11 protein-coding genes and 1 pseudogene are annotated in these 15595 nt (G+C 68.8%); 4 read left to right on the forward strand and 8 right to left on the reverse strand.

Annotated features, from left to right (window positions below):
* The 6 genes and pseudogenes from FDZ84_RS28955 to FDZ84_RS39510 form a co-directional block, all read right to left on the reverse strand.
* On the reverse strand, positions 1-2202 hold the full coding sequence (locus FDZ84_RS28955; RefSeq protein WP_168588447.1) for an integrase: 2202 nt from the start codon (positions 2200-2202) through the stop codon (positions 1-3).
* Positions 2199-4286 carry a hypothetical protein gene (locus FDZ84_RS28960; RefSeq protein ID WP_168588448.1) on the reverse strand — a complete coding sequence of 696 codons (2088 nt, stop codon included), beginning with the start codon at positions 4284-4286 and terminating at the stop codon, positions 2199-2201. Before FDZ84_RS28960 ends, FDZ84_RS28955 begins: the two co-directional genes overlap by 4 nt.
* Positions 4286-5920 carry a site-specific integrase gene (locus FDZ84_RS28965; RefSeq protein ID WP_246869246.1) on the reverse strand — a complete coding sequence of 545 codons (1635 nt, stop codon included), beginning with the start codon at positions 5918-5920 and terminating at the stop codon, positions 4286-4288. Before FDZ84_RS28965 ends, FDZ84_RS28960 begins: the two co-directional genes overlap by 1 nt.
* A gap of 630 nt (positions 5921-6550) precedes the next feature.
* Positions 6551-7081 (reverse strand): annotated as a pseudogene (locus FDZ84_RS39505) (DNA cytosine methyltransferase); the annotation flags it as partial.
* Positions 7078-8133 carry a TRM11 family methyltransferase gene (locus FDZ84_RS28975; RefSeq protein WP_246868507.1) on the reverse strand — a complete coding sequence of 352 codons (1056 nt, stop codon included), beginning with the start codon at positions 8131-8133 and terminating at the stop codon, positions 7078-7080. The pseudogene FDZ84_RS39505 and the gene FDZ84_RS28975, both read right to left, overlap by 4 nt.
* 53 nt (positions 8134-8186) lie before the next feature.
* Entirely contained in the window at positions 8187-9080 is an 894-nt protein-coding gene (locus tag FDZ84_RS39510) for a hypothetical protein (protein ID WP_246868508.1), read from the reverse strand.
* 530 nt (positions 9081-9610) lie between these two features.
* On the opposite strand from FDZ84_RS39510, the gene FDZ84_RS28985 reads away from it, so the two are divergent.
* The 4 genes from FDZ84_RS28985 (at position 9611) to FDZ84_RS29000 (ending at position 13113) form a co-directional block, all read left to right on the forward strand.
* Positions 9611-10618 carry a hypothetical protein gene (locus FDZ84_RS28985; RefSeq protein ID WP_246868509.1) on the forward strand — a complete coding sequence of 336 codons (1008 nt, stop codon included), beginning with the start codon at positions 9611-9613 and terminating at the stop codon, positions 10616-10618.
* A gap of 116 nt (positions 10619-10734) precedes the next feature.
* The gene (locus FDZ84_RS28990; protein ID WP_371812698.1) at positions 10735-11034 is read left to right on the forward strand and encodes a pilin; all 300 of its coding nucleotides are present in this window, start codon (positions 10735-10737) and stop codon (positions 11032-11034) included.
* A 48-nt stretch (positions 11035-11082) separates the two neighbouring features.
* Positions 11083-12030: a hypothetical protein gene (locus FDZ84_RS28995; RefSeq protein WP_246868510.1), complete on the forward strand. Its 948-nt coding sequence runs from the start codon at positions 11083-11085 to the stop codon at positions 12028-12030.
* 27 nt (positions 12031-12057) lie between these two features.
* The gene (locus FDZ84_RS29000) at positions 12058-13113 is read left to right on the forward strand and encodes a hypothetical protein (protein WP_168588449.1); all 1056 of its coding nucleotides are present in this window, start codon (positions 12058-12060) and stop codon (positions 13111-13113) included.
* Positions 13114-13142: 29 nt separating this feature from the next.
* Here FDZ84_RS29000 and FDZ84_RS29005 read toward each other — a convergent pair whose 3' ends face one another.
* The gene (locus FDZ84_RS29005; RefSeq protein ID WP_210435192.1) at positions 13143-15224 is read right to left on the reverse strand and encodes a recombinase family protein; all 2082 of its coding nucleotides are present in this window, start codon (positions 15222-15224) and stop codon (positions 13143-13145) included.
* A gap of 118 nt (positions 15225-15342) precedes the next feature.
* On the reverse strand, positions 15343-15594 hold the full coding sequence (locus FDZ84_RS29010; protein ID WP_168588450.1) for a DUF5372 family protein: 252 nt from the start codon (positions 15592-15594) through the stop codon (positions 15343-15345).
* Position 15595 lies beyond the last annotated feature (1 nt).

Below are 15595 nucleotides of genomic sequence, written 5' to 3' on the forward strand. Positions count from 1 at the left end.
TCAGTTGTTCTCCTGCCGGGTGAGGGCGCGAGTGATGAGCTGGACGTCGGCGAGCCGGGATTGGAGGGCTTCGCGTCGAGGCGGCGCGAGCCGCCGGTGGGTCAGCATGCGGGTGAGGTCGGCTTCTTCGGCCACCCAGATCGGCGTGTGGGCGTCGGTGACGACGGAGTTGCGGCAGCGTGCCGGCTGGCAGGCGCCCAGTAGCGGTGTGTGGCCGCGTTTCTCAGTGGGGAGGGCGTTTTGGCAGGCCGCCTGTGCTGGGTCGAAGATGCAGTGGTTGATCGTGCCGAAGTGCAGGTCGGTGAACTCGTCGCGCAGCAAGGTGATTTCGGCGCGATGGTCGGCGTGGTGCGCCCGCAGCTCGGGCTGGGTGTTCAGCTGGGCCAGGGTGTTATCCAGCCCGGAGTGCAGCCGGGCGGCGCCGGGGCCGACCGCCACGGCCTCGCCGTTGCGGCGGCGCTGGAGCAGGTCGACAAGTCTGCGGGCGGCGGCGGTCTCCAGTTGAGTGTCGAACTCGGCGATCCAGTTCTCATCGGCGCTGTAGTAGCCGGGGGTGGTGCGGTTGGCCAGCGCGCGGCGGGCGGCGTGCTTGAGTTGCAGGCCCAACGCGATCTCGGAGTCGGGTTCAGCGCCCGCGAGGATGGCCATGGTGCGGCGGAACATGTGGGGCCGCACTCGGGATGCGGGAATCGGGTGCAGACCGGTGCGGTGCTGGTGGGTGTTGACGTGGCTGATGAACGTGTCGATCGCTTTGGCCGCGTTGATACCGGGGTCGCCGTTGGCGCGGCTGCGCGAGGAGGACGCGACGGGGTGACGGAGGTTTGCGAACAGATGCGTGGGGTGCCCGGACAGACGTTCGGCGACCGCGATCGCCTCGGCGACCGGTTCAATGATCCACCACCGTGACTCGGGTGTGGCCGGGTCGTGCTTGGTCTTGCGGGAGATCACCGCGGGTGACCCGTAGTGAGTGGTCACCGCGTCGCGCTGGATCTCCTGGAGCTCGGAGTCGCGCATCATCGACAGTGCCGCGATGAACACGTAGCAGGCGGCGCGCAGCATCCGCAGCTCTTGGGCGAGTTGTTCCCGGGTGATCCTGGTGTGCCACGGGCCTTGGGTGCCGTCGGGTCGGGTGACGGTGGCGAACCCGGGACAGGGCAACGACACGATCGCGGAATCCTTGTCGTTGTCGGCGATGCGGGTGCGGCCGGACGCGGCGACGGGCTTGACCATCTCTCGCCGTCGCTGCGCGGCGGGGCTGCTGGGGTTGAAGGCATGGAGGGACTCGGGACCAAAGACCATGCGTGCCAACGATTCCCAGAGCACGGTGCCAGCCGCGCCGTTACGGCTGTGAGCACGCCCGCGGACGGGGATCAGGTTGGCGGGCTCGGCCAGCCAAGCGCGCAGCATCTGGTCGTAGTCCTGGCTGATCGCCTGGCTTGCCCGACGCGGTGCGTTGGTTGGGGCGGGGGTTGGCTGAGTGATCCGGTCCCGCAGGTCGAGCAGGTCACCGGCGAAGACGTGGATGTAGGTCCAGGCCGCGTGCAGCAGCGGCCACCAGGTCTCCGGCGGGATCGACGGGGTGGCGAAGTCGATGCGGGCCGGGCGGCGACCGACCTGGTTAGCCGACCGTCCCGGCCACGGGTCCTGCGCTGGCCCGCCGTGGGTGAGCACCGGTGCCAGGGCGATCAGGTGCCGGATCGCGGTGACCGCGTTGGTCACCGAGGACGGTCCCACTTGGCCGGCGCGATGATCCCGGAAGGCGTCGAAGTCCTCGTCGGCCCAGTGCCGCAGGTCGGCGGGCTTGTGGGTGGCGATGGCCCACCGGGTCAGCAGAGTGAGCTGGTGGCAGGTTTGCGCCACGGTCCCGAACCGGGCCGGTCGCGCTGCGGGGAACACCCCGGCCTGGCGCAGGACCCGGTGGTGCGGGTTGAGCAGGCTGAACGCGATCTCGCGCAGCCGCAGGTTCCAGATCGGATTTTCCTGGGGGAATCGCAGTGTCCAGGCGCTGGCCAGCTTGTTGGCCGGGCGGCGCAGCGCGCTGGCGGCCCAGACCGGGTCGCCGAAGCGAGGCCCGGTCTCCTTGGTCGACCAGTCCGGGTGGGTGGCGAAGATCGGTTCGTCGGCGCCGAAGTGGGCTGAGGCGATCCCTGCGGCCGGCGACGGAGGGGCGGCTGCGGTGGCGGTGTCGTTGCTGTTGGTCATCGGTGGTACTCCGTCCTCATGCCCAACGGCAGGTCCAGCTCGTCCTCGGGCCGGTGTGGCAGGTGGCGGGCGGCCTCGATCAGGTCGGGGATCTCGGCGAACAGTTCGGCCAGGGCGCGGGCTTGCCGGCCCCACAACGCCTGCCACTGCCGCGGGTCCAGCGCCGTGCGCTGGACATCGATGTGCTCGGCCAGCCGCAGAAGCCGGGGCAGTTGCGCGGTGGTGACCACCGCATTCGGGCAGAGCAAACACATCGCCGGTGCGACATGGCAGACGCCGCTGGTGGGGGTGTGGGGCGAGTCGTAGGGATCGCGGCAGTGCGTCAGCCCCATATCCGCCGCCCCGGTGGCGATGGCGGTGGCCTGCTCGGCGGTCAACCCGACCTCGGCGGCGGTGTCGGGCGCTGTGTTCGGGCTGCCTAGCCGGTCCTGGACGTCGGTGTCGAGAAACACGGGGTGATCGGCGGCGCGGCGGAACACCTTGTCCTGCGCCTGATTGATCGCGCTGGCGGCCAGGACGTGGGCGGTGGTGCCATGCGCGTAGTGGCCGCGGAAGACCTCCACGTGGTGGTCGTCGCCGGCCAGATCCGACAGCGTGCCGCCCAGCGCGGCCACCCGTGCGGTCTTGGCGGTCTTGCGCAAGCGCCGCACGTCGTGCGGCAGGGAGATCACCGGCTGAGGTGACTCGTCCGCCGACTCGGCGGCGGTGGTCGATGCGTCGGGCTGGGGTCCGGGGGGCTCGGCGTGCTGGTGGGCAACGATCCAGTGGGTGAACCGGCGCGGTTCTCGCTTGAACCGGGCCACCGCCGCGCCCAGCATTGTGCGCCGAGCCCGGGACTCCACGGCCAGAAACAGCCACGGCTGGGCGTCGAACGCCTCGCGCGTGGTGGCGGTCGTGGCGAGCAGGCGCCGCAGTAGACCAGGAACGTCCCAGCGGCCGTGCCCGCGATGCGCTTCGATCTCCGGCTCGCCCTCACCGTCACCGTGCTCGTCACTGTCGCTGCTGGCCTGCCCGGCGGACGGGGCGCCGCCGGCGGCGGGGCTGGCCAGGTTGGGGGTGTCGCGGTGCAGGCGGACACGGTGGCGTCCGGCCCGTGCCTTGCGCTGTAGCAGGCGTACCCCGCCGTCGGTGAACTCGATGTCGTCCAGCCGCAGGTCGTGCAATTCTTCCGGGGTGATCCGGCTGGTGGCCAACAGCAGCAGTACCCGGAAGGGCTGCAGGTCCGTCTCGGATGGGAACAGCAACCCGGCGACCGTCATCAGCAGGCCGTAGCGGCCGTGATAGGTGCCGGTGCCGGCGGGCAGCATGGCCCGCAGCGCCGGTGGCCACGCGGTGACCTTCGCGGGCAGTTCGGCGGCCAGCGCCTGGGTGTTCAGCAGGCCGTGGCGCGCGGCCCACACGAGATTCGCCGGTTGACTCCATCCACCCAGCCGAGGGTCAACGCCCTGGGCCAACAGTGCCCGTCCACGGGCCAGCCGGTCTTCCAACGCGGTGACGTCGGCGCGGGCCCAGCGGCGCAACCGCAGCCGCTCGGCATTGGAGAACTCATCCAGCGGGACGATGGCGCCTCGCCCGGACAACGGCCGTCCGGCGGCCCGCGCCCGCAACGGCTCACTCACCGCCGCGCCGCGAGCCCCGCGGTGCGCGATCAACGTCAGGATCGCGTTGACCAACTCGTAAGGACGGCTCGACGTCGGGCCGTAGCGCTGCTGCAGTGACAATTCCCAGCCATGCAGAGCCTCGGTCAGGTCGACCGGCCCGTCTTCCAGCCGAGCCAGCGTGGGGTCGAGCCCCGCGCCATGGGCGGCATCGGCGACGAACGCCCCGAATCCGCGGATCGCCGCCGCGTAACGAGCCGCGTCGGCCAGCGCCATCGCCCGCGCGTAGGCCACCCACTCATCGGCCAACTGCCCGACCATCGTCGGGCAGGCGAACGCCGCCGGGTCAATCCGGTAGCAGCGCTGGGTTTCCCGGTGCCGGCTGATCACCTGCCGCACCCCCACCCCACGCACTGGCTGGTCGCCGACGGTCATATCCGTGCCGGCCGCGCGGCGGGCCGAGCCGCGGTTTCCGCGTCGCAACATCACCGCACCCCCTGCTCGGTCAAAACGGCCGCGTAGTCGGCCCAGGTGGTGTCGTGGGCGTTCCATTGCGCGATCGCCTGGGCCACCAACTCATCGGTGTCGTCCAAATAGGACAGATAGCGCATCGTGGAGGACGGTTGGCGGTGGCCGAGTAGCTCCTGCACCTTCAGCAGCGGGTTCCTGGCGATGTGCTCGGTCAGGTAGCCGCCGTGCCCGCCGGCCTCGCGGCGCTTCGTCTCCCGCTCGATCACCAGGCGCGTGAGCTCGCGCAACATCAACACTGCGAAGGTGTGGCGTAGATCGTGGATCCGGAATCGGCGCGGCATCACCACCGATCCGTCACCAGCGGCGAAATGCGAGGCGCGGGTGAACCCGGCGGCGAAGATCTGTTCCCAGCGTTGTTTGGACAGCATCCGCCCGCCCCGACCGACGAACAGCGCCATCGGCTCCAACCCGTGCTCGCCGTCGATGACCGCGATGCGCCGCAGAACCGGCGGCAGCAGGTGCACGGCGAAAGTGCGGCGGCGTCCCCATAGGCGCCCAGAGAGCCGCATCCGGTCGGTGTCCACCTCGTCCACCACGAACAACTCATCCCGCCGCCGGGCCAACGCGCCCGCTCCGCGCCGCACCGCGGCGGCCCGTTCGGTGCGGCGATACAACTCGATCTCCCGCACCGTGGGGTGCTGCACGAGCACGTCCCGGGGCAGTTGGTACTTCGCGATCGCCTGCAGCCGCAGCCGATGTGGCCCGCCGTCCGGACGGGGCTGGGGCAGCTCGATGTTCAACAGCGACGTGAACTCCCGAAGCCGCATCCCGGTCGTCACCGCCAGCTCCGCCGCCGCGCTGTTGCGCAGCGGATCGGCGCCACGAAACGACTCGTCCGCCGTGCCGTCCGGCGACTCGCCCCGCAGGCCCACTCGTTTGAGGCAGCGCCACTGGTCGAACGTCAGGCATCGCACGTCCAGATCGAGCGCGGACCCCCAGGACAGGGCGTCCCGGCCGTTCGGTCGCCGGAAATACGGTCGCTGCGCCAGCAACTTGGCAGCCACGGCCCACCCATAGAAGTTGTTGATCGCCGCACGGCGGCGATGCCAGGTCGCCGGGGCCAACGGCCGTGTCCCGCGTAGGGTGCATGCCTCCCGGTAGGCGATCAGGTCGTTCTCGGTGGCCGATAGCAGATCCGTCGGCGGGTCCAGCTCGCGCAGGAAGCTGACCAGGTCCATCAGGTCGGACGCGTAGTCAGCCATCGTCGAGGGCTGCAACGACTTGGAGATCTCGAAGAAGAACGAGCACAACGGTTCGGCCGGCAGCATGTCCGGTCCCACGAAGAATGGGGTGCCCTCGGCGAGCGCGCCAGCCCGTTCGACCACCGCCACCCCGTCGACATCGATGCCCGCCAGTGGCGCGAAGTACCGACGAACCTTCGCGGCAGAAACAAAGAAGTGATCCACAACAGCCTTCCTCGCGACGACGACGAAGGCCGGACCATAACCGCCCTGAGCAGCACCAACAGGACGCCGATTCATCCACGCTGAGACAACCACCAACCCCTTGCCCGAACCGTTGCCGAGTGCGTGGAGTTGGGCGGTGCGGGGCAGCGGGAGGTCGGTGACCCAGCCGGGTGGGAGTCCCATGAGGTGTTCGACGAAGGCTGGTGAGAGGACGGGGCGGCCGCGTCTGCCCGGCTGGGTGGGAAACGGTGTGCCGCGTCTGAGTATTCGTTCCCACCGGTGGATCGCGGTGGCATAGACACCCCAGTCCACCGCGTGATCGTCGGTTGTGGTCGGCAGCTCATCGTTTCGTGTGGCGTCGTCATCGGTCAGGGGTTGTTGCCAGGGTTGGTGAGGAGATGGATGACTGCGGAGGGCAGCATCAGGTCGCCTTTGGAGCCGCGTTGTGCCGGGCATCCCTTCGTGCCGTCGGTCGCTCGCGGTGTCGGCAACAAAGCCTCGGGCGCGACCAGCGGCAGGATCTGCTGCGACAGCGGCGGTCGGAATCCGGTTCCGGCTTGCCGTCCGGGTGTTCCGGTGTCCGAGGCTCGTGGGGTGGGGAGAAGCGGTGGCTGGTCGGGCTGTGTAGGGCCGCTCTGCTGCGTTCGTTGGGTGCGGTTCTTGGCGTCCGACGCCGTCGGCAGTAGCCGTAGATGGTCCAGTAGGGAGGGGCCACCCTGTCGGCTGGCTGCGCTGATGCCGTTGGAGTTTCCGTCGTGTGCGGTGGGTGTGGGCATCATCGGTGTTTTCATGGTGGGGCCAGGCGAGGAGGAAGACGCGTTCTCGTCGGTGTGGGGCGCCGATGTCGCTGGCGCGGACGCTTCGCCATGCCGCGTCATACCCTGCTTCGGCCAGGTCGCCGAGTACTCGGTGCAGGCCACCGTTTTTCCAGCGGAGCGCGGCGACGTTTTCCACGACGAACAGCGGTGGTCGTAGTAGGCGAAGACCAGCCATGATGTCGGTCCACAGGCCACTGCGTTCGCCTTTCTCGATGCCTTTGCGCCGCCCCGCGGCGGAGATGTCTTGACAGGGGAATCCGGCGGTCACCACGTCGACTCGTTCCACCGTGCGCCAGTTGATCGAGCGGAGGTCCCCGTGGTTGGGGGCGGTGGGCATGCGGTGCGCCAACAACGCGGCGATGTGGGGGTCGGGATCGGCGCACCATGCGATGCTGCCTCCGCCGAGCGCGGCGAGGACGCCGAGGTCGAGTCCGCCATAGCCGGTGCACAACGATCCCAGGACCGGCCCCGGGGTGGCTGTGACGGACAACGTCGCCGCGGATGTGGCTACCGGCGGGGTGCTCATGCGGCCCGGCCGTCGGGCTCGCCGCCGGCCACCGCTGCGACCCGTTCTCCGATGGAAGTGTTCACGAAGGGAAGTTGGCGGCTCCTTGAGCTGGGAGGGTGTTCAGAACACCGTGGTGCCACGGAACTCAAGGACCTCGTGGGTTTGGTGAAGATGAGGACGTCTTCGTGGGCGATGAGGTGCAGGGGGAGTCCGTTGTCGCGTTGTTTGCGGATGAAGTCGCGTTGGAAGAAGCTGCCGCGGGCGACGAGGTCGTTGTCGGCGATGCGGGCCAGCAGTGCGACGCAGCGTTCGGTGGGGATGAGTCCTGCTTGGCGGCCGCAGGTGAGGATGTGGGAGGGCAGGTCGATGAGTTCGGCGTGTTCGCGCCACGGTCGCAGTGTGACGGCGACGTGCCCGCCGGGCTTCAGGTAGACGGCGGCGTGGGTGAGGATGCGGGTGAAGCCGGCGAGGAGTCGGTGGTGGCCGATGTTGGCGAGGTTGCCGCGGTCGAGGGTGTTGCCGTAGCGGTGGTGGTGTTTGTGGACGCCGGCGGTGCCGGTGGTGACCTGGCCGTGGGTGGACGGTCCGTACGGGGGTGAGGTGACGACCAGTGCGACCTGGCCGTGAAGCTCGGCTGGCAGGAGCGTGGTGAGTTGGCGGGCGTCGCCGTGCACCACGCGGCCGGCGGCGGTGGTGGCGTTGGTGTGGTGGGCGAGGTCGAGGTTGGTTTGGGTGAGGGTGACCCAGTGGGGTTCGTATTCGACGCCGATCGCGTGGCGTCCGAGGTGGAGGGCTTCGATGAGGGTGGTGCCGATGCCGCACATGGGATCGAGGACGAGGTCGCCGGGCTGGGTGTAGTGGGCGATGGCGTGGGCGGCCACGGCGGGCAGCATTTTGGCGGGGTGTGCGGTGGAGTCGGGGCTGTAGCGGCCTTTGCGTTGGGTGGCGGGGGAGGTTTGCGCGGTCGCCCAGACCGACACCGCCGGCGGGCACGGGGCGGGCGGTGTCACGGTGATCCGGCGGTGCGGCGCGGACGGGGTGCGGTGCCCGGCGGGGGTGTGATCGCGCATAGGGATGTCCTTCTTGTCGACGTGGTCGGCAGTGGGGTGTTGGTGGGGGTACGTCATCGGATGGCGCCGGTGTCGGGCCCGGATTGTGGGAGCGGGTCGGCGTGCTGATGTGGTTGGGCGAAGACGAGGACGTCGGAGTGGACACGGCGATGCCGCACCGGCCTTGCGGAGGCGCTTGGCGCGGAGCCGTGTGGGTGGTCGTTATCGGTGTGGAGGCGGCCGTGCCGGATCGGGACGAGCAGGGCGACGATGTGCTGGAGGTAGAGCAGGTCCGCGCTTTGTGCCGCCGCGACGACGGAGCCGGTGGGGTCGATGAGCTGTCGCTGTGCGGTGCCGGTGTGGGTGAGTACGGCGAGGATCCCGCCGGTGCGCAGTAGCCGGGCCGCGACTTGGGCGAGGTGATCGCAGGTTCGCGCGTCAGCGTGCTGCGGTGGCAGGCTCGCGATGACCAAGTGCGCGCGGCGCTTGCCTGCGCCTTCCGCTGACACGAGTCGGGGCAGCGGTGTGTCCGGGATGCCGTCGGGTGCGAAGCCGGGCCGGGGCTGGCCGGGCGAGTGCCTGGTGCTGGGCTCGGCGGTGGTGGGGGTGACGCTGACGGTGCGGTCGAGTTGGCTGACGGCGGCTTGTGCTGTCGCGAGGCCGCCGGATTCAGCGGAGCGGGTCGCGGGCTTGGGACGGGTGGTGGCCTGCAGGTCGAGCAAGACGACCTCGTCGTGCGGTGTGGTGAAGGACGTGACGATCTTGTCTAGGAGCGCGGTGGGCCAGGGATCGTCGGGATCGATCGGGGGCGTCTGGCAGGCCCACACGGTCGCTGGTGTGCTCGCGCCCGTCCGCTCGCGCGGGGTTCGTGGGGTTCGGCGGGGTGCTGATGGATAGGCCGGGCCGTTGAGGTCCGGCTGCGCGCGGCGTGCGCGGGGGGTGTGTGGGGTGGGCTGTGATGGGTTCATGGAATGCCTCCACGGTGCTGGTGACATTCCTGAACTCCGTCCTACGCCCCGGATAGGGACAGAACGCGCCCGGAATTTTCACAGAAAGATCAGCGTCGGGCGGTATCTCTTTCCGGCATTTCACAGGTAGCTCCTGTGCTGAACACGCACGGCACCGGCGCGTGGGACGTGTGTGGGGGGAGACTGCGACGTCGATTCCTGGAACGCGGGCACGATTCCTGGGAACTCCGAGAATTTCCGCGAGATCCCGTCCTTGCGGACGCGCGCTCGCGCTACTACACGGCTACTACCGCAGGGTGTTGGCCCAGCGTACCGGCTACTACCGGCGCGATCTCGCGATCAAGCCGACTCAGCGCGTGATGATCAATCTCGTGATGGGATAAGGCTCGAGGAACTCGCGACAAGGAACCGATGAAGATCGGAGGTAGTAGTGCACGCGGTGTTAGGTAGTAGTGTCGTAGAAATTCGGTAGTACCGGGTGTGGCGTCCTTGCCGGGTCGTTGTATCGGCTCGCTGCAAGGAGTCGCGAAATGGTCAGGGATAAGGATTTTCAGGGATTCACGGCGTTGGGTGCTGGACGTGGTGGGATGCCGCTGGATACGGCGCGGTCGGCGTTTTCGTGGTTGGTGACGGGCCCGCATCCGGTGTGTGTGGACGGGCGTTTGTTCGCCGGGTTGCCGGATCGTCTGGTGCCGTTGAACGAGGTGCGGGATCTGTTGCTGCGCCGTCGGTGCGGGCAGGCCACGCGGGATGCGGTGTGGGCGCATCTGGTGCTGCGTTCACGCACCGAGGGCGCGACGTGGACGGTCGGCTGTGTGGGTGTGGCGCTGCCCGGGTTGACCCGGATCGCCGCGCGTCTGTCGGCCCGGTTCGCCGGCGATACCGCCGACATTCACGCCGCCGTACTCGTCGGGTTCCTCGCCGAGCTCCCTCGTGTTGATTTGCGTCGGCCGCGGATCATGTTGCGGCTGCGGTGGGCGGCCTATCGAGCCGGGCACGCGACTGTTCGTGAGGCTTTGGATGCGCCGGTTCCGTCGGGAAGCGGTTTCCTGCCGGCGCCGCCGAGCCAGCCGTGGGGGCATCCGGACTTCGTGCTCGCCCGGGCGGTCGCCGACGCTGTGCTCACCGCGGAGGAAGCGGAGCTGATCGGCTCCACCCGGTTGGAAGGCCTTCCGCTCGCCGAGGCCGCCCAGCAGCGCGGGGCCACCTACGAGGCCATCAAGAAGACCCGGCGACGTGCCGAGCTGCGCCTGCTGGCTTACCTCTGCGCGGAGAACGCCGACGGCGCGCGGGATGCCGGCGGGGACGTCGCGGTGCAGGTCGCGGACACCCTGGCCGTCACCGCCGCCGCACGCACCACCACTGAGCCGCCCGCCGCCGTGACACACCGTGGCGGTGGGTTCGCGCAGAAATCCCGGGGACGTATGTCCCGGCGGGGCAGTGACAGCGGAGTTCAGGGATGCGGGGGACAACCAATAGCTCCCTCCGCGATCTCGTCGCCGGCTCCTTCGACGCAGGAGGCTCCCCGATGCGCCTGACCACCCCCTCACGCTCCCGCCAGTCCCAGCCCCGCCCACCCGCTTCAGTACCCCGAGATCCCCGTCGGCGTGCCCGCCGGGCATCGACGCACCGGTGGCTGCCGGTCGTCGAAATCGTGGCTGTCGGGCTTGTACTGACGGGGTCGGCGGCGCAGGCCGAGACCACACACGTGCTCGCTTTGGCGCCCAATCTGGAGGTGGTGCTGACCAACGCCCGGAACTGGATCATGGGGATTCTCGCGTTGGTGGCGACGGTGTTCCTGACCGTCGGCGGACTGCGCTACCTGATGGCCGGCGGCAACCCGGGCGAGGTGGAAAAGGCCAAGCAGGCGTTCAAAAGCGCCGGCATCGGCTTCGGGCTCACCGCGTTGGCACCGGTGGTCGTGGAGATCCTGCGCGGGATTCTGGGGATGTGAGCGACGGTGTCGACCCCACCCCCAGCCACCTGGCGAGGCGTCGCTGTCGTGCATGCGGTGGGGTGGTGTGCGCTGACCGGCAGCCCCATCACCGCACAGGCACAGCCGTCCCTCGACCAATCCCCGAGCCCGAGCTCTACCGCGTCACCGGCGGAATCACCCCTGCCGCCAGTTCCCGTACTGCCGGCCCCGGAGCCGCCACCATGTGACGGGGAGTACTGCATTCCCGAAGCACCGACCGCGCCTGCGGTTCCGGGGGAGGGTGAGGATCATGGCGGGTGGCTGCAGCACTTTCTGACGGACTGGTTCTGGGATTTCTTCTCCGACCTGGCCGCCTCCGCGCTCAACGGGGTGCTGGATTGGCTTGGCACCTCGCTGCTGGTCACGCCCCGGCTGGATGAGATTCCGGTCGTGGGGCAGGTTTGGGGAAGTTCGCAGCGCATCATGATTGCCGCCTCGGTGCTGGTGGTGATGATCGCCGGGCTGGTGGTCATGGCGTATCAGTCGGTGCAGAGTCGTACCTCGCTGAAGGAAACGCTGCCTCGGTTGGTGGTGGGATTCACCGCCGCCAACTTATCGCTGTTTTTCGGTGGGAAAGGAATCGAGTTCGCTAACGCCCTCTCGGGGGCTGTGCTCGGTGGTGATCAGGCAGGGATCGATCAGACCGCGCAAGCGTTCACCGACACGCTCCGGGGAAACCTGCCGATTGAAGAGGCGCAGTATAGCGATCTGTATGCCGTTTTCACGGCATTGGTGCTGGCGGTCATGATCATCGTGGTGTTGCTGACCTATGTTGTCCGGGTCGCGTTGATTGTCCTGCTTCTTGTGGGTGCGCCGTTGGCGTTGATGTGTCATGCGTTGGCGCCGGTCGAATCGATCGCTTTGTGGTGGTGGAAAGCCTACGGTGGACTGCTGGCCATTCAGGTCTGCCAGTCGCTGGCGTTCATCGCCACCATCAAGATCTTTTATCTCCCTGGCGGAGTCACACTGTTCTGACACCCCTCGAGAAAAGGGTGGTTGAGCATGTCGAGTTTCCTTGTCGCTATCGCGATGTGTTACATCCTGATCAAAATCCCGTTCTGGGTTCTAAGCACTGTTCGTGGCGGCGGCCGGTCCCACGTCGGATCGCTGATCAAAGGATTCCTCGCCTACAAAACCTTCGGTCTGATCCGGGGCGGCATGGCGAGCATCGCCGGATTCCAGCGTTCTCGCGGCGCGACAACGGCAAGCGCGGCGGATCCTTATGAGAACTCCCGTGCCGGCGCGGACGGCCAGTATGTGTTGCCGCTGTCCGGACTTACGCGGGGCCGTTTGCGGCAGCCATTCCAGAACCGCACGAAACCTGCCCCGGTGGCACGCTCTTCGCGCAATGCTGGGGTCCGGCAAGGGGCCTTGTTCTCCGTGGATGGCAAACCGGTGCGTTCGGCGCTGCCACCGGATTTGGGGCCGTCCGGGATGCGCCTGAATCCGCGCCCGGGTGAGCAGCGCATGCTGCCGATCCACGCTCGCCACGATCCCGACCGCACCGCCCCTGATGCCCCGCCCGTTTCCGAGGCCGGCCCTCCGGCGGGCGCGGTGCAGCTGCCGCTGTTCACCCGTTCGGGGCGACCGCGATCGCAGACCTTGCCGCCGAAACCGGGCAACCCCGGTGCGATCCCCACCCAGATCCCGCCGGGCGGCCAGTACCCGCTGCCGTTGGTGGGACCGTTCATCACGCAGTCCGTCCCGACACCACCACCACCTGCTGTTCAGCCGGAGCCCGGGTCGGTGCGGGTGCCGGGGCAGCGCCCGTTGCTCACCCCCGGCGGTGAGGTGGACCCGCACGCACGCGCCCGCCGACCGCGCCGCGTTCCCCCGAAACCCACGGCGCCCTCGGCATACAAGGGCGTTCGCCCCGGCAAGCACGGCCAATACGCCCTGCCGCTCGACCTTCCGCGCCCCGCCCGCGGCCGCCCTCGGCCGGCCACCACCGGCACCGGCGCGAGCCCGGCTGGAGCGGATCCGAGCCAGCCTGAACTCCCTCTGGACCTACCCGCTCCACCACCGGCATCGACAGCTGGGGAAGGTGATCCCACATGACCGAGCCCATCCGTATCCCGACGGTCGTTTCATACTGCACCTCCTGCGGGTGTTGGTTGGGTTCGCTTGACGCGGGTCGAGTTCGCGACCTGTTGCCGGTAGAGGTCTTGGGTGGCTTCGTCCCAGGGGATGCACCAACGGCCGGCCGCACCGCGGCGGGCGGGCAGCCATCCTTTGCGGATCCAGTTACCGACTGCGTGGGCCGAAACACCCAGCTTCGTGGCAGCTTGGGCGATGCTGACCTCGCCTTCGCGGACTGCCACGGTGCGTGCGGCGTGGATGCTGTAGGTGTCACGGACTCGCGCGATGGCCTCGGTGTTCCAGGGACGTCCCTTGCCGGTGGTCAACCCGGCGACGTTGAGCTGCTCGGCGAGCTGCTCGCTGGTCCTTGTCGCACCATAGCGGCGGATGATCTCCAGTGCCGTGGCGGGGGTGCGTCCGGGTCCCTTGCGGTTGATGGTGATCTCGTTGGTGGCGCCGGTGTGCCAGCGCACCCCGATCCGGACCTGCCGGGGATCCTCGGTGGACAGCAGGGTGACGTCGGCGATGAGGGTGCGCAGCAGGCGTTTGCGGTCGCGGGGGCTGGTGTCCGGGTCGTCCCACAGCCGCGGCAGATCCGCCGCCAGCGCCTCCAGAGTCGAGCGGGGCGGCAAGGGCGGCTTGGCTGCCCGTGCGGTCTCCAGCGCTGCCTCCGCCTCGGCCAGCGCGGCGAGCTTGGCCTCCCATCGGGACTCCAAACTCCTTGCGACCAAACGGTTTTCCGGGTCAACTTGACTGAAGGTGCGTTCGGCGCGGTCAGCCTCATAACGGGCGAGTTCAACCGCGAGCTCGGCAGCCCGATGCGAACGCACGTGCCGGTCGGTGACCTCGTCGGCGACGGCCAACGCCGCAGTGATCTGCTCTGGAGTGACCGCGTCCAGCAGCAACCGACCGACCACGTCGTCCACGGTGGACACCGCGACCGAGCGGCATTCCTCCGATTTCGCGTGGTCGCGGGCGCTGCTGCAGACGTAGAACACGTAGTGGCGCTTGCCGTAGCGGGTGCCCATTCGTGCGCCACATGCCCCGCAGTAGACGATGCCCTGGCACAACGCGTTTCCCTCGCGGGGTGGGCGGGCGCCGGCGTTGGTCTGGTTCGCAGCGAGTTTGGCCTCGTTGTCCAGGAACTGCTGCCAGCTGATGTAGCCCTCGTGATGGTCGGGGATCAGCACGGTCCACTCGTCACGGGTGCGTTTGCGCCGCGCCGAACGCACCGTGCCATCCGGCTGGACACGGCGTTTGTCGTAGCTGCGCCCGTAGGTGTAGGCCCCTGCATAGGCTGGGTTCTTCAGCGCCTGCAGTACGCGGTGGTGGCCCAGCTTTCCCCACTTCAGCTGACCTGCCCACGCACCGCCGTAGGCGCGTTGCGGGAACAGCCGCCCGGTTTCGGCGAACGCCTTGACCACATCGAACGCCGAGCCGGTGCGAGCGAACTCGGCGAAGAGGTGTTCCACCGCGGTGCGGACCTGCTCATCGGGGTCGATCACGACCTGCCCGTCGAGGTCGTAGACAAACCCGACGGGAAGTTGGGCGCGCAGTTCACCGCGGTGCGCGGCGGCCAGCTTCGCGCCGTGCAAGCGGCCGGCGAGCAGGTGGAGCTCGGCCTCCGACATGCTGCCTTTCAGCCCCAACAACAGGCGATCGTTGACGTCGCCCAGGTCGTAGACGCCGTCGCCGTCGATGAGCAGCGTGTCGGTCAACCGCGCCAGCTCCAACAGCCGCGCGAACTCGGCCGACGAGCGCGCCAGCCGGGACACCTCCAGCCCGAAGATCGCCCCGACCTCGCCCAGACACACCCGCGAGATCAGCTCGCGGAAACCATCGCGCTCCGAGCCGAACCGGCCCGACACTCCGAGGTCGGCGTCGACGATGACGACCTGTTCGGCCATCCAGCCGAGTTCGACCGCCACGCCCGACAGACCGTACTGGCGGGCGGTCGACTCGGCGTGCTCGCGGACCTGCATCACGCTCGACTGCCGCACATACACCACCGCCGTCCGCGACCGGTGGTCCGTGCTGATCTTCGACGCCCCGTTCACCAGCACCACCGCCGCTGCGGGAGTCGCGACCAAGCACCGATTCGACCATGTTCGCCACGGCCATCACCGCCTCGCCACACCAGGCCGCGGCCACCACGCCTCACTCCCGGCCCAGCCGAGCCGTCGCTGTCGAGTTTGATCACCGAGATCATCATTCACCCGCCTGAGTGGTGCTTGAACGGCGGCCCAGCACCGCGTCGATCACCTCGCGCAACGCCCCCAAGCCCTCGACCGCGAGCCGCTGCTCGGCGGCCAGAACCCCGCGATCGGTCCACTCCTGCCGCAACGTCACCCGCCGCTGACCGTCGACCTCACACACGAACCACAGCCCGCGCCGTGTGTGGCGCTCGAACAGCACCACCAACTCGCGACCCAGCAACGGATGAAAGGGATGGGTGACCACC

Source organism: Saccharopolyspora sp. ASAGF58 (assembly GCF_012277335.1).
GTDB lineage: Bacteria > Actinomycetota > Actinomycetes > Mycobacteriales > Pseudonocardiaceae > Saccharopolyspora > Saccharopolyspora hattusasensis.